The sequence below is a fragment of the Serratia sp. G204Y genome, from assembly GCF_051172435.1.
In the GTDB taxonomy this organism is placed as follows: Bacteria; Pseudomonadota; Gammaproteobacteria; order Enterobacterales; family Enterobacteriaceae; genus Serratia; species Serratia sarumanii.
The window spans coordinates 2,016,518-2,038,065 of sequence record NZ_JBPIZA010000001.1; the positions used below are offsets into that span (position 1 = coordinate 2,016,518).

The 21,548-nt window shown below is 57.2% G+C and carries 15 protein-coding genes and 1 pseudogene; 5 read left to right on the forward strand and 11 right to left on the reverse strand.

Going from position 1 to position 21,548, the window contains the following annotated elements:
- Position 1: 1 nt before the first annotated feature.
- From lpxK to ansB, 9 genes are all read right to left on the reverse strand, one after another.
- Entirely contained in the window at positions 2 to 982 is a 981-nt protein-coding gene (lpxK, locus tag ACSBQQ_RS09870; RefSeq protein WP_039566698.1) for a tetraacyldisaccharide 4'-kinase, read from the reverse strand.
- Positions 982 to 2,730 carry a lipid A ABC transporter ATP-binding protein/permease MsbA gene (gene msbA / locus ACSBQQ_RS09875; protein WP_021504329.1) on the reverse strand — a complete coding sequence of 583 codons (1,749 nt, stop codon included), beginning with the start codon at positions 2,728 to 2,730 and terminating at the stop codon, positions 982 to 984. The genes lpxK and msbA overlap by 1 nt, the downstream gene beginning before the upstream one ends.
- A gap of 35 nt (positions 2,731 to 2,765) precedes the next feature.
- Positions 2,766 to 5,036: a ComEC family protein gene (locus ACSBQQ_RS09880; RefSeq protein WP_080311516.1), complete on the reverse strand. Its 2,271-nt coding sequence runs from the start codon at positions 5,034 to 5,036 to the stop codon at positions 2,766 to 2,768.
- Positions 5,037 to 5,312: 276 nt separating this feature from the next.
- Positions 5,313 to 5,597, reverse strand: a complete 285-nt coding sequence (gene ihfB, locus ACSBQQ_RS09885) for an integration host factor subunit beta (RefSeq protein ID WP_004928264.1) — start codon at positions 5,595 to 5,597, stop codon at positions 5,313 to 5,315.
- Positions 5,598 to 5,659: 62 nt separating this feature from the next.
- Positions 5,660 to 7,333 (reverse strand): 30S ribosomal protein S1, encoded by a 1,674-nt coding sequence (gene rpsA, locus ACSBQQ_RS09890; protein WP_004928267.1) that lies wholly within the window; start codon positions 7,331 to 7,333, stop codon positions 5,660 to 5,662.
- Positions 7,334 to 7,517: 184 nt separating this feature from the next.
- Complete coding sequence (gene cmk, locus ACSBQQ_RS09895; RefSeq protein ID WP_004928270.1) at positions 7,518 to 8,207, reverse strand: (d)CMP kinase; 690 nt, start codon at positions 8,205 to 8,207, stop codon at positions 7,518 to 7,520.
- A 259-nt stretch (positions 8,208 to 8,466) separates the two neighbouring features.
- The gene (aroA, locus tag ACSBQQ_RS09900; RefSeq protein ID WP_060387542.1) at positions 8,467 to 9,753 is read right to left on the reverse strand and encodes a 3-phosphoshikimate 1-carboxyvinyltransferase; all 1,287 of its coding nucleotides are present in this window, start codon (positions 9,751 to 9,753) and stop codon (positions 8,467 to 8,469) included.
- Positions 9,754 to 9,866: 113 nt separating this feature from the next.
- Entirely contained in the window at positions 9,867 to 10,952 is a 1,086-nt protein-coding gene (gene serC, locus ACSBQQ_RS09905) for a 3-phosphoserine/phosphohydroxythreonine transaminase (protein ID WP_033646617.1), read from the reverse strand.
- 308 nt (positions 10,953 to 11,260) lie between these two features.
- Entirely contained in the window at positions 11,261 to 12,307 is a 1,047-nt protein-coding gene (gene ansB / locus ACSBQQ_RS09910; protein WP_033646620.1) for an L-asparaginase 2, read from the reverse strand.
- Between the two features lie 99 nt (positions 12,308 to 12,406).
- On the opposite strand from ansB, the pseudogene ACSBQQ_RS09915 reads away from it, so the two are divergent.
- A pseudogene (locus tag ACSBQQ_RS09915) lies at positions 12,407 to 12,552 on the forward strand (site-specific integrase); the annotation flags it as partial.
- Between the two features lie 109 nt (positions 12,553 to 12,661).
- Here ACSBQQ_RS09915 and ACSBQQ_RS09920 read toward each other — a convergent pair.
- Positions 12,662 to 12,991: a hypothetical protein gene (locus ACSBQQ_RS09920; RefSeq protein ID WP_071883793.1), complete on the reverse strand. Its 330-nt coding sequence runs from the start codon at positions 12,989 to 12,991 to the stop codon at positions 12,662 to 12,664.
- A gap of 801 nt (positions 12,992 to 13,792) precedes the next feature.
- Here ACSBQQ_RS09920 and ycaO point away from each other — a divergent pair.
- The 4 genes from ycaO (at position 13,793) to pflA (ending at position 20,234) form a co-directional block, all read left to right on the forward strand.
- Positions 13,793 to 15,556, forward strand: a complete 1,764-nt coding sequence (gene ycaO, locus ACSBQQ_RS09925; RefSeq protein WP_060428376.1) for a 30S ribosomal protein S12 methylthiotransferase accessory factor YcaO — start codon at positions 13,793 to 13,795, stop codon at positions 15,554 to 15,556.
- Between the two features lie 460 nt (positions 15,557 to 16,016).
- Positions 16,017 to 16,877, forward strand: coding sequence for a formate transporter FocA (focA, locus tag ACSBQQ_RS09930; RefSeq protein ID WP_019454548.1), 861 nt, complete (start codon positions 16,017 to 16,019; stop codon positions 16,875 to 16,877).
- Between the two features lie 54 nt (positions 16,878 to 16,931).
- Positions 16,932 to 19,214, forward strand: a complete 2,283-nt coding sequence (gene pflB / locus ACSBQQ_RS09935; protein WP_004928286.1) for a formate C-acetyltransferase — start codon at positions 16,932 to 16,934, stop codon at positions 19,212 to 19,214.
- Between the two features lie 279 nt (positions 19,215 to 19,493).
- Positions 19,494 to 20,234 carry a pyruvate formate lyase 1-activating protein gene (gene pflA, locus ACSBQQ_RS09940; RefSeq protein ID WP_033637850.1) on the forward strand — a complete coding sequence of 247 codons (741 nt, stop codon included), beginning with the start codon at positions 19,494 to 19,496 and terminating at the stop codon, positions 20,232 to 20,234.
- A gap of 49 nt (positions 20,235 to 20,283) precedes the next feature.
- Here pflA and ACSBQQ_RS09945 read toward each other — a convergent pair whose 3' ends face one another.
- Positions 20,284 to 21,435 carry an MFS transporter gene (locus ACSBQQ_RS09945; RefSeq protein ID WP_033637849.1) on the reverse strand — a complete coding sequence of 384 codons (1,152 nt, stop codon included), beginning with the start codon at positions 21,433 to 21,435 and terminating at the stop codon, positions 20,284 to 20,286.
- Between the last annotated feature and the right edge of the window lie 113 nt (positions 21,436 to 21,548).

The following is a 21,548-nucleotide window of genomic DNA, read 5'->3' on the forward strand; positions in this document are numbered from 1 at the left end:
GTTACTTGGTCAGCAGAGATTCGATATCCTGCAGCAGTTGCTCAGCCTGAGCGGACGGTAGCACCGCATCAACCGGCAAATACCACCAATTGGGCTGGGCAAAGGCGCGACATTTCACCGCGTCCTTCTCCGTCATCAACAGCGTTTGATCGGCAGCAACCAGCGCCGCCAGCTGCGCCTGCTGATATTCCTGATGATCGGCAAACGCCACTTCCTGCACCACCTCGACGTTCAGTTTTTCCAACGTCGCGAAGAAACGCGGCGGATGGCCGATGCCCGCCATCGCTACCACGCGCGGCAGCTCGGCCACCGGGCGACGTTCACCGCTCAGCAGGTTCACCGCATCACGCGCCTGCAGGCGCATGGCAATTTCCCCGGCCTGCGCCACGCCGCCATTGGCGACGCGCGCATTGACACTGCCAAGCCGCGCAGCACGCTCGCGCATCGGCCCGGCCGGCAACCACCAGCCGTTGCCGAAGCGACGCACGCCGTCGATGACCACCAGCTCGAAGTCACGCTGTAAAGCATAGTGCTGCAAGCCATCGTCGGTGACGATCGCATCCAGTGGCTGTTGTTGCAGCAAGGCCTGCACCGCCTCTGCTCGCTTGGGCGCAATCGCCACGGGCGCACCGGTCCGCTGATAAATCAGCACCGGCTCATCGCCCGCCTCGCGGGTCGAGGTATTCTGATTGAGCACCAGGGGATAGACCGCCGACTTACCGCCGTAACCACGCGAAACCACGCCAACGCGATAGCCCCGCTGCTGCAGGTGTTCCACCAGCCAGATCACCATCGGCGTTTTGCCGTTGCCGCCGGCGGTGAGGTTGCCCACCACCACCACCGGCACCGGCGCGCGCCAGCTTTTGCGCAGGCCACAGCGGTAGCTGAGGCGGATCAGCCAGCTGAACAGGCCATACAGCCAGGAGAGCGGCAGCAGCGCCAGATAAAGCAGCGAACCGCCGGACCAAATGCGCTCAATCATTATTGACCAAACTGCATGCGGTGCAGTTGCGCATAGGCGCCCTGCCGTTCAAGCAACTCGGCGTGCTCGCCGCGTTCGACGATGCGACCGTCCTCCACCACCAGGATCTCGTCCGCCTTCTCAATCGTCGACAGACGGTGTGCGATCACCAGCGAAGTACGGTCTTTCTGCAGCTCGTCCAGTGCGGCCTGAATGGCACGCTCGGATTCGGTATCCAGCGCAGAAGTCGCCTCATCCAGGATCAGGATCGGGCAATCGCGCAGCAAAGCACGCGCGATTGCGATGCGCTGACGTTGGCCGCCGGACAGCATCACGCCGTTTTCACCGATCACCGTATCCAGGCCGTTTTCCATCTTGTTGATGAAGTCCATCGCGTACGCCATTTCGGCCGCTTTCTCAATCTGCTCGCGGCTGTATTCGCTCTCGCGCGCATAGGCGATGTTGTTGGCGATGGTATCGTTGAACAGGTGCACGTTTTGCGAGACCAGCGCCACCTGATTACGCAGTGAGGCCAGGGTATATTCACGCAGATCGTGGCCATCCATCAGGATTTCGCCTTCCTGAATATCGTAGAAGCGCGTCAGCAGGTTGGCGATGGTGGATTTACCCGAACCCGAGCGGCCCACCAACGCCACAGTCTTGCCTTCGGCGATTTTCAGGTTGATATCACGCAGCGCCGGCGTTTCTTTAGCCGGATAGTAGAAGGTGACGTTGCGGAATTCGATGTCGCCTTTCGCGCGCTTCACTTCGCGGGTGCCGGTGTCTTTTTCCTGTTCCATATCCAAGATGGAGAACAGCGTCTGGCAGGCCGCCATCCCACGCTGGAACTGGGCATTGACGTTGGTCAGCGACTTCAGCGGACGCATCAGCGCGATCATTGACGAGAACACCACGGTAATGGTGCCGGCGGTCAGGGTTTCCATCACGCTTGGGAAGCTGGCGGCAAACAGCACGAACGCCAGGGCCAGCGAAGCGATCAGCTGAATGATCGGATCGGAAATGGAAGACGCAGAGACCAGTTTCATGCCCTGTTGACGCATGCGGTTGCTCACCGAGTTAAAGCGCTCGGTTTCCACCTGCTGGCCACCGAAGATCAGCACTTCTTTATGGCCTTTCAGCATCTGTTCGGCGCTGGTGGTCACCTGCCCCATGGTGTTCTGCATGTTCTTGCTGATGTTGCGAAAACGCTTGGACACCAGGCGAATGGCGATGGAGACGATCGGCGCCAGCACGATCAGGATCACCGACAGCTGCCAGCTGTAGTAGAACATCATGATGAACAGGCCAATGATCGAGGCCCCTTCGCGCACCACGGTCACCAGCGCGCTGGAAGAAGAAGACGCCACCTGCTCGGAATCATAGGTAATGCGCGACAGCAACGTCCCGGTGGATTGCTGATCGAAGAAGGCCACCGGCATTCTCATCATGTGGCCAAACAGGCGGCGGCGCATCTGCATCACCACCATGCCGGAAACCCAGGAAATGCAGTAGCTTGAAACAAAGCTGGTCACGCCGCGCATCAGCATCAGCGCAATCACCGCCAGCGGCATCCACACCAGCACGCTGCTGTCGGTTTTTCCAAACCCATCGTCCAATAACGGTTTAAGCAGAGACAGCATCAGCGTGTCCCCCGCTGCGTTCATAATCAACGCAATGGCGGCCACAATCAGCCCGGTCTTAAAAGGAGTGATCATCGGCCAGAGTCGACGGAACGTCTGCCAGGTCGAGAGATCTTTATCATTCATCATGCAAATACCAGCATCGGAAGAAATAGCGGCCTATTTTACTCATTATCGCCCTCTACGCCAAACCGCTGATGGTACCAACGGGGCATTAATTGTTCGCGAAAGCCTTTAATTTGCCAATCGTTGTCGAAAAAAAGCACCGACAACTGGCCGGAGCGCGTCGTATCGTGCCATGTAATGCCATTTGCCCGATATCGGGCGACCACTTTACGCGCCGGCAAACGCCATTTACCGTAACGAGATGCGGACGCCAGCGCAGCTTCGGGATTAACCGCGCGCAAAAAAGGCGGTGTTGAGGAAGTTTTGCTGCCATGGTGCCCCACCTGCAATACCGTGGCCATTAAGCGGTCGCGCCGCAATCGGAGCAGCTGCGCCTCCGCCCTCTTTTCCGCATCGCCGGTGAGCAGCAGACTGTATTTCCCGTCGTCGATACGGATCACGCAAGAGTCGTCATTAACCGGCCTTTTGAGCATTTTCGGCGGCCACAGCACCTCGAATTGCAACGACTGCCAGCGCCAACGCTCGCCGGCGATGCAGGGTAAATGCCCTTCCCCGCGTATCGGGCTGCGCACGGTAGCTTGCGGGAACGCTCGCCGCATCGTCGGGAGCCCGCCGATATGATCGAGATGAATATGGCTGATAATGATCTGCTCCAGCTCAATGCCCCGCCAGTTCAGCATCGGCAATATATGCCGTTCTGCGGCACTGCCTGTCGCCCAACGATCGCCGGTGTCGTACAGTATCCCCTTGCCGTTTTGCTCGATCACCACCGCCAGGCCGTGCCCGACATCGAGCATGTCGACGCGCCAATGGTAATCCGGTGCTTTACCTCGCCATAACACGCAGCATATGGCTATCGCTGCCAGTCCAGGCGCATAGCGCCACCACCAATGAAAGCGCCAACAGATAACGAGAAGCCATCCCGACGCGCTGGCAAGCAAAGAGGCGGCCCCCAAATCCACCCAGCCGCGCTGCAGATAATTTAACGGCACAAACACCCATCCCAATGTGAAATCCGCCAACCACCAAAGCCCGTAACTTAGCGAGGGGAAGATGCCGCAAATCAACGCCAGTAAAATCAACGGCACCGTCACCAATGAGACGATGGGCACCGCCCAGAGATTGGCCGGCAGCGAGGTCAACGTCAGGCCCAGAAACAGCGCGGCCTGCATCGGCACCAGCAGCAACGTCATGCCTAGCTGAATATGCAGCCAGCGCACCGGAGCCCAATACCACGCCGAACGAAATCGCTCGCCGAGCGGTGCCCACTCGAACCAAAAAATCAGGCACCCCACCGCCAGTACCGACAACCAGAAACTGTCTGACAAGACCGCCAACGGATCACAGAGCAAAATAAGCCCGATGCACCACAGCCACACTTGCCATGAAGAGCAATGCACGCCGCGCAAACGCAGCAGCATCCACAGCGTCATCGCCAACGCGGTACGCACCGCCGGCGGCTGGGCGCCCACCAACCAAACATAGATCAGCGTCGCCACCCAGCCCGCGATCAACGGAAAACGATAACCAATCAGATGGGCGGGGAGGAAAAACTGCAGAGCGCGCAGCACTGCCCAGAACAAAATGGCGACCATCGCAACATGTAACCCCGATATGGCCATCAGATGAGCGATACCGGTTTTCAACATCAGCGTGCGCAAAGCCTGTTCGAGCGCGGTTCTTTCCCCAAACGCCAACGCCAGCAACACCGCCTTGTAACGCAATTCACCAATGTTGGCTTCAGCATGGCTGATAATGCGCTGGCGCAGGCCGCAATTCCCCTCCAGCAAGCGCGCCTGCCTGACCTGAGCGGTCAACGGCTGGCGCTGTGCGATCGCCCAACGTTGGCTGTCGAAGCCTCCTTCATTGAGCTTGCCATGCACCGGCCGCATGCGCAGTTTCAATTGCCAACGCTGCCCGGCACACAGCCGTTGCTCTTTCGGAGCCCATGTCGTGGTAAACGCCAGCGCAGGCGCCAGCCAATGGCCGTCGACCCGCTCGATGCGCATCAGGGTCTGCTTACTGACGGCAGGCTCCAGTGCGACGCTGCTTATCTGCACCACCGCCGTCACTTCCGGCGCGCGGCTTAAGCGATCCATTTGCCCGAGCAGGCTTCCGGCGTTGAAAACTGCCCATATGAATCCCAATCCCAGGCAGGCCAAATAACGGCAGAACGGCCAACGGGTGCGCAGCAGTAAACCGGCGACCAGCAGCATCGGCCACAGCAACCATTGCTCTGGCAACTGCGGTAAAAGCAGCAGCGGCAGGATGCCGCAGATAACGGCGAATATCGCCAGATCCAGCGAAATTTTGATCGCTCTTCTCCCATCGGCTTCACTATGAGCAAAAACGCGTCACGAAGAGCAAGCAGGATTATTCAAGCGACATGTCGCCGCCAGCGGGCTTTAGTGAGGATGCGGCGAGCACGGCAGGATAAGAGAGGCATATGCAGCAGCCACACCGCAAATGCGGCGCGGTACGCAATTCACAAGCAGAGCCAGGGGAATTGCAGGCGAAAAAAAACGGCGCCTTAAAGGCACCGTTTTATATTCTTTACAAGCAACAACGCTATGGGCAGTCAGCGACTAGCCATAGATATTGGCGCGGTCACGCAACTCTTTGCCTGGTTTGAAGTGAGGAACGTACTTGCCGTCCAGCTCGACTTTGTCGCCGGTTTTCGGGTTGCGGCCTACACGCGGGGCACGGTAGTGAAGAGAAAAACTGCCGAATCCGCGGATCTCAATGCGTTCGCCCTCGGCCAGCGTTGCGGCCATGTGCTCAAGCATCTCTTTCACTGCATCCTCAACGGCCTTCGCCGGAATATGAGATTGCTGGCCAGCAAGTCTTTCAATAAGTTCAGACTTGGTCATAGTACCTCCAAGCTTTGCAGCTAAACTACCGTATCGGGGCGGTCAGAGACCGCCCCCCGTCATTACTCGCCTTTAGCCGCTTTGAAAGCTTCAGCCATTGCGTTAGAGAAGTTGCCTTCTTCCTGTTTGTTGTTAACAGTTGCGATGGCGTCTTTCTCGTCAGCTTCGTCCTTAGCACGTACGGACAGGCTTACAACGCGGTTCTTACGGTCAACGCCGGTGAATTTGGCTTCAACTTCGTCACCTACGTTCAGAACCAGAGTTGCATCTTCAATGCGGTCGCGAGAGGCTTCAGATGCACGCAGGTAACCTTCTACGCCGCCTGCCAATTCAACTGTAGCACCTTTGGCGTCAACTGCAGTGACTTTACCAGTAACAATAGCACCTTTCTTGTTCATAGACAGGTAGTTATTGAACGGGTCTTCAGCCAGCTGCTTCACGCCCAGGGAGATACGCTCGCGCTCTGCGTCAACTTGCAGAACAACCGCTGCGATTTCGTCGCCTTTCTTGTATTCACGAACTGCTTCTTCGCCTGCAACGTTCCAGGAGATGTCAGACAGGTGAACCAGGCCGTCGATGCCGCCGTCCAGGCCGATGAAGATACCGAAGTCAGTGATAGACTTGATTTTACCTTCAACGCGGTCGCCCTTGTTGTGGGTTTCTGCGAACTGCTGCCATGGGTTGGATTTGCACTGCTTCAGGCCCAGGGAGATACGACGACGTTCTTCATCGATGTCCAGAACCATCACTTCCACTACGTCGCCCACGTTAACAACTTTGGACGGATGGATGTTTTTGTTGGTCCAATCCATTTCAGAAACGTGTACCAGACCTTCAACGCCTTCTTCGATTTCTACGAAGCAGCCGTAATCAGTCAGGTTGGTTACACGACCAGTCAGCTTGGTGCCTTCTGGGTAACGTTTCGCGATAGCAACCCATGGATCTTCGCCCAGCTGTTTCAGGCCCAGGGATACACGAGTACGCTCGCGGTCGAACTTCAGCACTTTAACAGTGATTTCATCGCCAACATTGACGATTTCGCTTGGGTGCTTAACGCGTTTCCAAGCCATGTCAGTGATGTGCAGCAGGCCGTCTACGCCGCCCAGATCAACGAATGCACCGTAGTCAGTGAGGTTCTTAACGATACCTTTAACTTCCATGCCTTCCTGCAGGTTTTCCAGCAGTTGATCGCGCTCAGCGCTGTTCTCGGATTCGATAACCGCACGGCGAGAAACGACAACGTTGTTGCGCTTCTGATCCAGCTTGATGACTTTGAACTCAAGCTCTTTGCCTTCCAGGTGCAGAGTGTCACGTACCGGACGCACGTCAACCAGGGAACCTGGCAGGAACGCGCGGATGCCGTTCAGCTCGACGGTGAAGCCACCCTTCACTTTGCCGTTGATAACACCAGTTACAGTCTCAGCTTCTTCGTAAGCTTTTTCCAGCGTGATCCAAGCTTCGTGACGCTTAGCTTTCTCACGGGACAGCAGGGTTTCACCGAAGCCGTCTTCAACAGCATCCAGAGCAACGTCAACTTCGTCACCAACCTGGATTTCCAGCTCGCCCTGGGCGTTTTTGAATTGCTCAGCCGGGATGGCAGACTCAGATTTCAGACCGGCGTCAACCAGCACGATATCTTTGTCGATAGCAACAACGACGCCACGAACGATGGAACCCGGGCGGGTTTCGATTTCTTTTAAGGATTCTTCAAAGAGTTGAGCGAAAGATTCAGTCATGTTGTTAATCTTCAGGGTTCTTTAGTTTAACGTCCATTTAGCGTCCCGCCGAATGGGGTTGTTTCACATACCCCGCCATTGGCTCCATGCCGACAGGGTTTAAGGTTACAGGGGTAAAATTTTACCCGATATATTGCGATACCGCTATGACAAATATGACAAAAAGCCAATAGCGCCGCCGCGCTTATTGCTGCGGCAACGCCAACACTTTCTGTGCATACGTCAACGCCTGCCGGATCACTTCTTCGATCGACATGCTGGTAGAATCCAGCACGAGGGCGTCAGAAGCGGGCACCAGAGGCGCGATAGGCCGATTACGGTCACGGTCGTCCCGTTCCTTTATCTCGGCTAAAAGACGTTCAAAGTTAACATTAAAGCCCTTCTCCTGCAACTGCAGCATGCGGCGGTGCGCGCGCTCCTCCGAGCTGGCGTCGAGGAAAATCTTGACCGGCGCGTCCGGGAACACCACCGTGCCCATGTCGCGGCCATCGGCAATCAGGCCGGGCGCCTCGCGGAATGCGCGCTGGCGGCGCAGCAGCGCCTCGCGCACGCGCGGAAACGCCGCCGCTTGCGACGCGGTGTTGCCGACGGTTTCGGTGCGGATCTCGTTGCTGACGTCCTCACCTTCCAAAATCACCTGCAGCTTGCCGTCCTGGGCAACGAAGCGAACATCGAGATGTGCGGCCAGCGGAACCAGCGCTTCCTCAGAAGTGATATCCACCTGATGATGCAACGCTGCCAGCGCCAGCACGCGATAGATCGCGCCGGAGTCCAGCAAACGCCAACCCAGAGACTCGGCCAACGCTTTACACAGCGTGCCTTTGCCTGCGCCACTTGGTCCATCAACGGTTATCACCGGGGCTGTAGCCGTCATTTCTCTCTCCTTCAGGTAGAAAACCTCACAGAGACACGGCGTGCTTCGACTCGAAGCCCGTGCGCTCTGTCACCTGCCCAATCAGGGGCAAATACGGTGGCGTATTATACGCTGCCCTACGGCGATCTGTTACCCTGGAACTGTCCGGTTGTTGAAAATAAGCGCACAACCGCGAAAAAGTATAGAAGAAATGCCGGTCGCCAAAGGTTAAAAATGATAAAGGCCCACAAAGGGGCCTTAAAATAAACGATTTGACGGGTTACGCCGGCTGGCTGATGCGCGCCAGCTGTTCGAAATAGTCCGGGAAGGTTTTCGCGGTGCATTTCGGATCGAGAATGGTGACCGGAGTATCCGACAGCGCCACCAGCGAGAAACACATCGCCATGCGGTGATCGTTGTAGGTGCCAATCTCGGCAAACTGCAGTTTGGCCGGCGGCACGACGTGAATGTAGTCTTCCCCTTCGTCCACTTCCGCCCCCACTTTACGCAGCTCGGTGGCCATCGCCGCCAAACGGTCGGTCTCCTTCACCCGCCAGTTGTAGATATTGCGGATGGTGGTCGGCCCCTCGGCGAACAGCGCCACGGTGGCGATGGTCATCGCCGCGTCCGGAATGTGGTTCATGTCCATGTCGATGCCGCGCAGTTCACCGCGGCTGCACTCGATGAAATCGTCGCCCCAGGTAATACGCGCGCCCATTTTCTCCAGCACGTCGGCAAACCTGGTGTCGCCCTGCACGCTTTTGCGGCCGATGCCGGTCACGCGCACGGTGCCGCCCTTGATAGCCGCCGCCGCCAGGAAGTAAGAAGCGGAAGACGCGTCGCCCTCAACCAGGTAATCGCCCGGCGCGATATACGTCTGGCGCCCCTGGATATGGAACACCCGATAGTTGTCGTGGCTCACCGATACGCCGAAGGTGCGCATCAGATGCAGCGTGATGTCGATGTACGGCTTGGAAACCAGCTCGCCCTTGATGTGGATCTGCGTATCCTGCGGCGCCAGCGGCGCGGTCATCAGCAACGCGGTCAGGAACTGGCTGGAGACGCTGCCGTCAACGGTGACGTCGCCGCCCTGGAAGCCGCCGCGCAGGCGAATCGGCGGGTAATCGGTCTGCTCGAGGTAATCAATCTGCGCCCCGCCCTGGCGCAACGCGTCCACCAAATGGCCGATCGGGCGCTCTTTCATGCGAGGTTCGCCGGTCAACACCACGTCGCCTTCGCCGAGGCACAGCGCCGCCGCCAATGGCCGCATCGCCGTCCCGGCGTTACCGAGGAACAGTTCCAGCGGCTGGCCGGCCACCAGCGGCCCGGCCACGCCGGTCACTTCGCACACGGTGCGATCGGCGGAAAGCTGATAGTTCACGCCCAACGCCTGCAGCGCGTTCAGCATATGACGCACGTCGTCGCTGTCCAGCAGGTTGGTCAGCCGGGTCGTTCCTTTCGCCAGCGCCGCCAGCAGCAGAGCGCGGTTAGAAACGCTCTTGGAGCCGGGTAAGTTGACGGTGCCATTGACCAGGGCGACCGGGTGTAACGTCAGGGAATCCACCATGTGAACAAAACTCTCCAATTCTGATAAACGAAACGGCTCCGGAATAATGCCGGAGCCGCTTTAATGCAAAAGGACAACAGCCTGAGCAGCCCGCGCCGGGCGGGCTGACGGAATCAACCGTGACGACGTTCGAAGTCGGCCATGAAGTCGGTCAGCGCCTGCACGCCGGCCAGCGGCATGGCATTGTAAATAGAAGCGCGCATCCCGCCAACTACCCGGTGGCCTTTCAGCGCCTGCAGGCCGATGGCTTCGGCTTCGCTGAGGAACACCTTGTCCAGCGCCGCATCGGCCAGCTGGAACGGCACGTTCATCCAGGAACGGTTGGCGATCGCCACCTGGCTGCGGTAAAAGTCGGATTTATCGATGGTCGCGTACAGCAGTTCGGCCTTGGCCTGATTGCGTTTTTGCATCTCCACCAGGCCACCCTGCTCTTTCAGCCATTTGAACACCAGCCCCGACAGGTACCAGGCGAAGGTTGGCGGGGTGTTGAACATCGAGTCGTTCTCGGCCAGCACGGTGTAGTCGAGGATCGACGGCACTTCTTTGCGCGCCTTACCCAGCAGATCGTCACGTACGATCACCAGCGTCAGGCCAGCCGGGCCGATATTTTTCTGCGCGCCGGCGTAAATCACGCCGAAACGGCTGACGTCGAGCGGGCGGGACAGGATGGTCGAGGAGTAATCGCCGATTACCACCTTGTCGCCGAAGTCCGGCGTTTCATCGATGGCCACGCCGTCGATGGTCTCATTCGGGCAATAGTGGACATAAGCCGCGTCGTCGCTGAGCTGCCACGCTTTCATCGGCTTGATGCCGCTCAGGCCGTCGATACGGGTTTTCACGTCGATGACGTTCGGGGCGCAATACTTTTCCGCTTCCTTGATGGCGCTGTGCGCCCAATAGCCGCCGTCGATATAGTCGGCGGTGGCCTTGTCGCCCAACAGGTTCAGCGGCAGCGCGGCGAACTGCGCGCGGGCGCCGCCGTGGCAAAACAGCACTTTATAGTTGGAGGGGACTTTCAGCAGATCGCGCAGATCTTGTTCCGCCTGCTCGGCAACGGCGATGAATTCTTTGCTGCGGTGACTGATCTCCATCACTGACGTGCCCAGCCCGTGCCAGTTGCACAGTTCCTGTTCCGCACGACGCAACACTTCCACCGGCAGCATCGCCGGGCCAGAGCTAAAATTATAAACCTGAGTCATTTCCCCTCACCACATTCACTGTCACTGTTCGCCGCAGAAAAGCGACCTGTCGAAAAGACGCCCGAAGTTAACGCTCGCGTTAACCAACCCATCGGTTTTATCACTCACGCCCCATGGCTGCAACGCTTATTCGCCCGTCGGCGGCAAACGGCCGCGCCGGGTGATGACAGGCTCTGCGGCCGTCGCGATTGTTTGGACGATAAAACCCTGTGATATGGGGAAATTCAGCGGGTTAACGCGGTGTTTTATGCTGTATTCAGCCAAGATGGCTGCGAGAGCCCGGCCGGCCCCCGCAGGAGAGAAAACGATCAGTACTGATTGAACATCTGCTGGATCTGCTTCGCGTCTTTGGTTTGCGTCAGCGCCAGCTGCAGCAGTATGCGCGCTTTTTGCGGATTCAGCGTGCCGGCGGCCACAAAGCCGTACTTGGCGTCGTCCACTTCCGCATCTTCGGTGGTGGCGCCGGTCGGCACGCGCGATGAGCGCACCACCGCCACACCATTGTGCGCCGCCGTCGCCAGGGTGTCGAACACGGTTTTATACAGGTTGCCGTTGCCGACCCCGGCGCTGACGATGCCCTGGTAGCCTTCGGCGATCAGCGCCTTGGCCGGCGCATCGGAGGCGTTGGCATAGTTGTAGATGATGCCGACCTTCGGCAATTCGTTCAGCTTGCTGACGTCGAACGGCGTATCCCGGGTATGCTTACGCTGCGGCGAGCGCTGGTAATCGATCTTGCCGTTGTGGATATACCCCAGCGGGCCGTAGTTCGGCGACTGGAAGGTCTGCACGGCGGTGGTGTTGGTCTTGGTGACGTCGCGCGCATCCAGCACGGTGTCGTTCATCGCCACCAGCACCCCGCGGTTGGCCGATTGCGGATCCGCCGCCGTCACCACCGCGTTGTACAAATTGAACGGGCCGTCGGCGCTCATCGCCGTCGCCGGCCGCATCGCCCCTACCAGCACCACCGGCTTGTCGCATTTCACCGTCAAATCGAGGAAATAGGCCGTCTCCTCCAGCGTATCGGTGCCGTGGGTGATGACGAAGCCGTCGGTCTTGCCGCAGTCGGCGTCAATTTTCTTCGCCAGCGTCAGCCAGACCTGATCGTTCATGTCCTGCGAGCCGATGTTCACCACCTGCTCCCCCTGCACGTTGGCGACGTTTTTCAGCTCCGGCACCGCATCGACCAGCGCCTCGACGCCCAGCTTGCCCGCGGTATAGTTGGATTTCGTCGCCGACTCACCGCCGCCGGCGATAGTGCCGCCGGTCGCCAGCAGGGTGATGTTGGGCAGCGCCAGCGCCGAGGCGCTGAAGCCGGTCAACAAGAGGGTTAACGCGCTGAGTTTCACTGATTTCATTAGATTTCTCCGTGACAGATAACTCGCTGAATTATGGCCCCTATCCTTAAAAAAACTGTGACTTTGCCGCCGCTTTAGGAATGACGCAAAACCCCGTATCTGCGCCGTGATGCGGGCAGCAGGCTATTTGAGGTGGGGTTTAGCATTGAGAAGGTGTCGCCCAGGCCACCGGCCATCGCAACTTGAATCTGCTTTGGCAGGTATACACTGAGTTATACCCTCAATCGCTGAATGAGAAATTGTAGAGTGGATTGATTTAATTGCTATACGTTAGTCAACCAGAACACACAAAAATATTATCAATCGAAAAATCGAATTGCAGGCATTGAAAAATGCCTGCTTAACGATTGACATTTAACAACCGCTAGAGCTAGAGAAATAAGTCATATTAAAATTACACCATCCCATGGCTTGCACATCTGCAACAGAAAAACTACCGCTAGCGCCTAAGTCAGAATTAAAGTTAGCATTGTAAGATCCGATACCTACATCTATATTTGGAGCCGTTTGATAGCCGTTCTGAATTCCATTGTAAATTTCTCCGGCCGCATACCCGCCGAGGGCCCCAGCATAGGGATTACCGCCACCGAGCCAAGTACCGGCGACAGTGCCGGCCAGTTGAGCTATTTGTTCACCGCCCGCACCTGTAACTCGATTAATTTCACTCAAATTAAGTTCTTTCATCTTTACGTTCCTGTAAATTTAAGTTAAACAATGAAAAAACAAAGCCCACAATAAAACAAATGCCAAAAATCACGATAAAGAAATAACTTCCATCATGAACACCTTCACTAATATAATTTACAACACTGAATATTGAAAAAATATATAACGAATTTCTTAACCATCGTTTATAAAAAGCACTATCTAATGAAAATTTCATTTTATACCTCTATAACTGTCATCTCCCCTAACCATGATAATTAATGAGAAAACTAAAAATGCAAATCATTTAATCTGTATTTCCCATTCGCCCATGACTAAAGCTATATTTATGGTTCTGAGGGAGCGGCAGTTTTACAACCCAGGCAAATGAGTTTGATTATCATTCTCATTTTTCCGGTGAATGTCAAGAGCTTTTAACCTATGGATTCATGGTGTCACGCCACCAAGACGATGCGCAGCCTCTCGCTTGATGTTTCTGCATCTCGTTGCTGTGAGGTCGGTTCAAAAAACAGAAGGATAGCCATATAAATCATTTATATATAAATATTGAACCGACTGAACCGACTGAACCTACCCTTTTTTCTCTCACGTGTGAGAAGATATCCCTCAAGGTTGAGGTAACCCTCAGGGTAACGCCATCTTCATGGCAGGCTGTTTTGGTGTTCAGTTCGGCCCCACCACGTACCCCGCGTTTTGCTGCAAGAATGAGAAAACGTCAAAAAACACCGGAACAATATACAGCCTAATTTTCAATCAACATTTTGAAAATTAAAGGTAAAACAAAAACACCTGTCAACATGAAAACATGAAATGAAGACAATGACGCAAACTTTTATCCCCGGTAAAGATGCCGCCCTGGAAGACTCCATCGCCCGTTTCCAGCAGAAACTGAGCGATCTCGGTTTCAACATCGAAGAAGCCTCCTGGCTGAACCCGGTGCCGCACGTGTGGTCGGTGCACATTCGCGATCGCGATTGCCCGCTGTGCTTCACCAACGGCAAAGGCGCCAGCAAAAAAGCCGCGCTGGCCTCCGCGCTGGGTGAATATTTCGAGCGCCTGTCCACCAACTACTTCTTCGCCGATTTCTATCTGGGCCGGCAGATCGCCGAAGGCGACTTCGTGCACTACCCGAATGAGAAATGGTTCCCGATCCCTGAAGACGACGCGCTGCCGGCCGGCATCCTCGACGAACGCCTGCACGCCTTCTACGATCCGCAGCAAGAGCTGAGCGCCAGCGATCTTGTCGATCTGCAGTCCGGCAACGCCGATCGCGGCGTGTGCGCGCTGCCGTTTACCCGCCAGTCCGATCAGCAAACCGTGTACATCCCGATGAACATCATCGGCAACCTGTATGTTTCCAACGGCATGTCCGCCGGCAACACCGCCAACGAAGCGCGCGTGCAGGGCCTGTCGGAAGTGTTCGAGCGCTATGTGAAAAACCGCATCATCGCCGAATCCATCAGCCTGCCGGCGATCCCGGACGAAGTGCTGAACCGCTACCCGGGCGTGGTGGAAGCCATCGCCAAACTGGAAGAGGAAGGTTTCCCGATCCTCTCCTATGACGCCTCGCTGGGCGGCAACTACCCGGTGATCTGCGTGGTGCTGTTCAACCCGACCAACGGCACCTGCTTCGCCTCGTTCGGCGCGCACCCGGACTTCGGCGTGGCGCTGGAACGCACGGTGACCGAACTGCTGCAGGGCCGCAGCCTGAAAGATCTCGACGTGTTCACCGCGCCGACCTTCGATGACGAAGAAGTGGCGGAACACACCAACCTGGAAACGCACTTCATCGACTCCAGCGGCCTGATCTCCTGGGATCTGTTCAAACAGGACGCGGATTACCCGTTCGTTGACTGGAACTTCAGCGGCAGCACGCAGGAAGAGTTCGCCACCCTGATGAGCATCTTCGACAAGGAAGACGCGGAAGTGTACATCGCCGACTACGAGCACCTGGGCGTCTACGCTTGCCGCATCATCGTGCCGGGCATGTCCGACATTTATCCGGCGGAAGACCTGCTGCTGGCCAACAACAGCATGGGCGCGCACCTGCGCGACACGCTGCTGGCGCTGCCGGGCAGCGAGTGGGAGCCGGAAGAGTACCTGGCGCTGATCGAGCAACTGGATGACGAAGGGCTGGACGATTTCACCCGCGTACGCGAACTGCTGGGCATTGCCAGCGGCAAAGACAACGCCTGGCATACCCTGCGCGTGGGCGAGCTGAAGGCGATGCTGGCGCTGGCGGGCGGCGATCTGGATCAGGCACTGATCTGGACCGAATGGACGCAGGATTTCAACGCCTCGGTGCTGAGCCCGGCGCGCAGCAACTACTACCGCTGCCTGCAAACGCTGCTGCTGCTGGCGCAGGAGCCTGAACGCGAAGCGGCGCAATACTATACCGCGTTCGTGAAGATGTATGGCCAGGAAGCGGTCGACGCCGCCTCCGCCGCCATCAGCGGTGAAGAACGCTTCAACGGGCTGTTCGCCGTCTATGCCGATCTGAAGGCGCTGCCGGCCCATCAGGCGCTGCTGGCGGCCTACGAGAAGCTGCAGGCGGCCAAACGCCGCCACTGGGTCAAAGCCTAAGCGTCATCAGGGGTACTGCCACTTTGGGAGTACCCCTGCTGCCAAACGCCGCACGCCGTTGCGGCGTTTTCATTTTTGCGGTTTATTTCAACGCATGCGGTTTTATTTTTTCGCCGGAAAATAGGCGGTTAAACGACCATAAAAATAAATAAACCGTCAATTGTTGCCGGACGGTGAAATAATAATTAACCGATAATTAAACTTTCAGCGCTGCGCGGCGACAAAACGCCTAAAAATTTAACTTTAGCGCCTGCGGCCCACCCTGCGCATTCAAAAAAATTTGCAAACATTAAAAAATTGTTTTATCTTAGAAATCAATAAATTAACCACAAAAACCACACAAAAAACACGTCATTTTGCCGCTCTACTTCCCCGCCTTATGATCCAAATCAAATTTTCCCCTATACTGCTTTGCTAGTATCTCATTGCGTTGTTTTAACCCTTAAGAGCGAGAGTTAGTTTGAAAACTGACAGCCCCTTCGATCTGATTTTACCTGCGGCAACGGCGAAAATCGCTGAAGATGCCGGCGTGTATAAAGCCACCAAACATCCGCTGAAAACGTTTTATTTGGCGATCACCGCCGGTGTCTTCATTTCCATCGCCTTCGTCTTCTACATCACGGCGACCACCGGCACCGCCGGCGTGCCTTTCGGGCTGGCGAAACTGGTCGGCGGCATCTGCTTCTCTCTCGGGTTAATGCTGGTGGTGGTGTCGGGCGCCGACCTGTTCACCTCTACCGTGCTCATCGTCATCGCCAAGGCCAGCGGCCGCATCAGCTGGGGCCAGCTGGGCGCCAACTGGCTGAACGTTTATCTCGGCAATCTGGTCGGCGCGCTGTTCTTCGTGGCGCTGATCTGGTTCTCCGGCGAGTATATGGTCGCCAACGGCCAGTGGGGGCTGAATGTCCTGCAAACCGCAGACCACAAGCTGCATCACACCTTTATCGAAGCCGTGTGCCTCGGCATTCTGGCTAACCTGATGGTCTGCCTGGCGGTCTGGATGAGCTACTCCGGCCGCACCCTGACCGACAAGATGCTCGCCATGGTGCTGCCGGTCGGGATGTTTGTCGCCAGCGGCTTCGAGCACAGCATCGCCAACATGTTTATGATCCCTATGGGCATCGTGGTCAAACACTTCGCCACGCCGGAATTCTGGCAAGCCGTAGGGGCGGTACCTGAGCAATTCGCTCATCTGACAGTAAGCAACTTCATCATCGACAACCTGATTCCGGTCACCATCGGCAACATCATCGGTGGCGGTCTGCTGGTTGGGTTGACTTACTGGGTAATTTATCTGCGCGGGGGCCGCGAACAGCACTAAGCTGTGAGTTACCGCGCGCAGAGTTAGAAATCCACAATCAAAGGTAGGTGTACAATGACCGAACTTAACGAGAAATTAGCCAACGCTTGGGAAGGTTTCAGCAAGGGTGACTGGCAGAATGAAGTCAACGTTCGTGACTTCATCCAGAAAAACTACACGCCTTATGAAGGTGACGAGTCCTTCCTGGCTGGGGCAACTCAGGCCACCACCACCTTGTGGGACAAGGTTATGGAAGGGATCAAACTGGAAAACCGCACTCACGCGCCGGTTGATTTCGACACCAACGTTGCTTCAACCATCGTTTCTCACGACGCGGGTTACATCGCCAAAGAGCTGGAAACCATCGTGGGTCTGCAGACCGACGCCCCTCTGAAACGCGCGCTGATCCCGTTCGGCGGCATCAAAATGGTCGAAGGTTCGTGCAAAGTGTACGGCCGCGAGCTGGATCCGCAGCTGAAAAAAGTGTTCACCGAATACCGTAAAACCCACAACCAGGGCGTATTCGACGTTTACACCAAAGACATCCTGAACTGCCGTAAATCCGGCGTGCTGACCGGCCTGCCGGACGCCTACGGCCGCGGCCGCATCATCGGCGACTACCGCCGCGTGGCGCTGTACGGTATCGACTTCCTGATGGCCGACAAGCTGAACCAGTTCAAATCGCTGCAGGAAAAACTGGAAAACGGTGAAGATCTGGAAATGACCATCCAGCTGCGCGAAGAGATCGCTGAACAGCACCGCGCTCTGGCTCAGATCAAAGAGATGGCCGCCAAATACGGCTACGACATCTCCGGCCCGGCCACCAGCGCGCAAGAAGCGGTGCAGTGGACCTACTTCGGCTACCTGGCCGCGGTGAAATCCCAGAACGGCGCAGCCATGTCCTTCGGCCGCGTGTCCACCTTCCTCGACGTGTTCATCGAGCGCGACATCAAGGCGGGCAAACTGACCGAAGAACAAGCGCAGGAACTGATCGACCACCTGGTGATGAAACTGCGTATGGTGCGCTTCCTGCGTACCCCTGAGTACGATGAGCTGTTCTCCGGCGACCCAATCTGGGCAACGGAATCCCTGGCCGGTATGGGCGTTGACGGCCGCACCCTGGTCACCAAAAACAGCTTCCGCTTCCTGAACACCCTGTACACCATGGGGCCGTCTCCGGAGCCGAACATGACCATCCTGTGGTCTGAGAAGCTGCCGCTGAACTTCAAGAAATTCGCGGCGAAAGTGTCCATCGACACCTCTTCCGTTCAGTACGAAAACGACGACCTGATGCGCCCTGACTTCAACAACGATGACTACGCCATCGCTTGCTGCGTCAGCCCGATGATCGTCGGCAAACAAATGCAGTTCTTCGGTGCCCGCGCCAACCTGGCGAAAACCATGCTGTACGCCATCAACGGCGGCGTTGACGAAAAACTGAAAATGCAGGTCGGCCCTAAAGAAGCGCCGATGATGGACGAAGTGCTGGACTATGACAAAGTCATGGCGCGCATGGACCACTTTATGGATTGGCTGGCCAAGCAGTACGTGACCGCGCTGAACATCATTCACTACATGCACGACAAGTACAGCTACGAAGCTGCGCTGATGGCACTGCATGACCGTGACGTTTATCGCACCATGGCTTGCGGCATCGCCGGCCTGTCCGTGGCGGCCGACTCCCTGTCTGCCATCAAGTACGCGAAAGTCACCACCATTCGCGACGAAGACGGCCTGGCCATCGACTTCAAAGTGGAAGGCGAGTATCCGCAGTTCGGTAACAACGACGCCCGCGTCGATGACATCGCCTGCGACCTGGTGGAACGTTTCATGAAGAAAATTCAGAAACTGCGCACCTACCGCAATGCGGTACCGACCCAGTCCGTACTGACCATCACCTCCAACGTGGTGTACGGTAAGAAAACCGGTAACACCCCAGATGGCCGCCGCGCAGGCGCACCGTTCGGCCCAGGTGCCAACCCGATGCACGGCCGCGACCAGAAAGGCGCAGTAGCCTCCCTGACCTCGGTAGCCAAACTGCCGTTTGCCTACGCGAAAGACGGGATCTCCTACACCTTCTCCATCGTGCCTAACGCGCTGGGTAAAGACGACGACGTGCGTAAAGCCAACCTGGCGGGCCTGATGGATGGTTACTTCCACCATGAAGCCTCCATCGAAGGCGGCCAGCACCTGAACGTCAACGTGATGAACCGCGAAATGCTGCTGGACGCGATGGAAAACCCTGAGAAATACCCTCAGCTGACCATCCGCGTTTCCGGTTACGCCGTGCGCTTCAACTCGCTGACCAAAGAGCAGCAGCAGGACGTGATTACTCGTACCTTCACTCAAACGATGTAATACGCCGGCCGGGCGGGAAACTGCTCGGCACCAACGCAGGGGCCGGTTTTGCCGGCCCTTTTCTCCCACCGCTCTCCCCTGACTCTGTACGAGTCTGTTTTGCCGGACATCTATACTGAATGGATAGCCGGCAAAACAGTTATCCGGCAACTGACCGGCCGACAGGCATCATTACCCCGGTGGCGGTTCCACCCGCTGCTGCATCGCAGATACCTGGCCGGCGGCCACGCGCCTATTTTTAGACTGCGTTTGACAGTCAATATTGGAGAAAACCCCGCAATGTCAGCAATTGGTCGCATCCACTCCTTCGAATCCTGCGGCACCGTCGATGGGCCAGGGATCCGCTTTATCGTCTTCTTCCAGGGCTGCCTGATGCGCTGCCTCTATTGCCATAACCGCGACACCTGGGACACCCACGGCGGCAAGGAAGTGACCGTCGAAGAGCTGATGAAAGACGCGGTGGCCTACCGCCACTTCATGAACGCCTCCGGCGGCGGCGTGACCGCGTCCGGCGGCGAGGCGATCCTGCAGGCTGAATTCGTGCGCGACTGGTTCCGCGCCTGCCACGCCGAAGGCATCAATACCTGCCTGGACACCAATGGCTTTGTGCGCCGCTACGATCCGGTGATCGACGAGCTGCTGGACACCACCGATCTGGTGATGCTGGATCTGAAACAGATGAACGACGAGATCCACCAGAACCTGGTCGGCGTCTCCAATCACCGCACGCTGGAATTCGCCCGCTACCTGGCGAAACGCAACCAGCGCACCTGGATCCGCTACGTGGTGGTGCCGGGCTGGTCAGACGACGATAAGTCGGCGCACCTGCTGGGCGAGTTCACCAAAGACATGACCAACATCGAGAAAATCGAGCTGCTGCCCTACCACGAGCTGGGCAAGCACAAATGGATAGCGATGGGGGAAGAGTACAAGCTGGACGGCGTGCACCCGCCGAAAGCCGAGACCATGGATCGCGTCAAAGGCATCCTGGAAAGCTACGGCCACAAAGTGATTTACTGATTGGCGCACGCCAAAAGAAAAAACCGGCTCATGGCCGGTTTTTTCATGCTCAGGCGGCGGCGAACGGCGTGTGATGGTGATCCGGCTTCTGTTTCTTCAGCAGCATCAGCAGGTAAACCAGCGCCACGGCGGCGATCATCACGAACAGCACGCGGTCGGAATAGTTTTGCATCAGCAACGCCGTCATCGACGGCCCCAGCAGGCTGCCGATGGTGTAACTCATCAACAGCGCCTGGTTCATCGCCACCAACTCGTGCGGCAGCGCCTTCTCGCAGGCCCAGGACATCGCCACCGGATACAGGGTAAAGCCGGCGCAGCCGAGGATGAACAGCGAAGGCGCCATGGCGTAGTTGCCGAGCATCGCCACGCTGGCGAGGATCACCACGAACACCTGAATGCGCAGCACCAGCAGGCGCCCGTAACGATCGGCCAGGCGCCCGACCGGCCATTGGCCGACGATGCCGGAGCTGACCAGCAGCGCCATCCAGTAACCGACGTTGGCGTCGCTCATGCCCTGATGGGAGAGGTACAACGGCATCAGGCCGTATAGCGAACCGAGCACAATGCCGGAAATGATGCAACCGTTGATGCCGAGGCGCGCGCTGCGGCGTCTCAGCATGGTCCACACCGCCGCCTGCTGCGGCTCGTCTTCATGGCGGTTGACCCGCGCGAACAGCATCGGCAGCATGGCGCTAATCACAATGGCGGTCACCCACGGCACCACGTGCAGCAACTCGGTCGAGGTCATGCTCAACAGCAATTGGCCGGTCACCGTACCAAGGTAATAAACGATCATATAGGCCGCCAGCAGCTGGCCGCGGTTGCTCAGGTTGCCGCTGCGCAACAGCGCGCTCTCCACGATCACCCAGATCCAGGCGCAGCCGACGCCGGCGAAGAAGCGCCAGCCCAGCCAGCTCCAAAAATCGATCGACAGCACCATGCCGGCAGTCGCGGCGGCGAACACCAGACAAGAAAGATGATAGCTGCGGGTGAAGCCGACGCGCTGGATCAGTTTGCCCGCCACCAGCGTGCCCAACAGGTTGCCGCTGAAATAAGAGGAACTGACCATTCCCACCTGCCAGGTCGACAGCTGAGCATGGGTTAACCAAAGAGGCACTAACGTATTCAAAACGGCAATGGATACCGTGAGCAACAAAAGGCCGCAGAGCAATAAGAGCACTGGGCGGGAGTATGCGGACATAGTGAAATTGTGACCGAACGCGCAATGAGAGTGCGCGCATCATGCCACTGGCGATAAAAAAGTCAATCGCCTCTTATCATTGCACCGCACGATTTGTTTCCGGCTAACCGGCT

Coding starts and splice junctions, on each gene's coding strand:
- lpxK (WP_039566698.1), bottom strand. CDS start 982: ATGATTGAGCGCATTTGGTCCGGCGGTTCGCTGCTTTATCTGGCGCTG.
- msbA (WP_021504329.1), bottom strand. CDS start 2,730: ATGATGAATGATAAAGATCTCTCGACCTGGCAGACGTTCCGTCGACTC.
- ihfB (WP_004928264.1), bottom strand. CDS start 5,597: ATGACCAAGTCTGAACTTATTGAAAGACTTGCTGGCCAGCAATCTCAT.
- rpsA (WP_004928267.1), bottom strand. CDS start 7,333: ATGACTGAATCTTTCGCTCAACTCTTTGAAGAATCCTTAAAAGAAATC.
- cmk (WP_004928270.1), bottom strand. CDS start 8,207: ATGACGGCTACAGCCCCGGTGATAACCGTTGATGGACCAAGTGGCGCA.
- aroA (WP_060387542.1), bottom strand. CDS start 9,753: ATGGTGGATTCCCTGACGTTACACCCGGTCGCCCTGGTCAATGGCACC.
- serC (WP_033646617.1), bottom strand. CDS start 10,952: ATGACTCAGGTTTATAATTTTAGCTCTGGCCCGGCGATGCTGCCGGTG.
- ansB (WP_033646620.1), bottom strand. CDS start 12,307: ATGAAATCAGTGAAACTCAGCGCGTTAACCCTCTTGTTGACCGGCTTC.
- ACSBQQ_RS09920 (WP_071883793.1), bottom strand. CDS start 12,991: ATGAAAGAACTTAATTTGAGTGAAATTAATCGAGTTACAGGTGCGGGC.
- ycaO (WP_060428376.1), top strand. CDS start 13,793: ATGACGCAAACTTTTATCCCCGGTAAAGATGCCGCCCTGGAAGACTCC.
- pflB (WP_004928286.1), top strand. CDS start 16,932: ATGACCGAACTTAACGAGAAATTAGCCAACGCTTGGGAAGGTTTCAGC.
- pflA (WP_033637850.1), top strand. CDS start 19,494: ATGTCAGCAATTGGTCGCATCCACTCCTTCGAATCCTGCGGCACCGTC.
- ACSBQQ_RS09945 (WP_033637849.1), bottom strand. CDS start 21,435: ATGTCCGCATACTCCCGCCCAGTGCTCTTATTGCTCTGCGGCCTTTTG.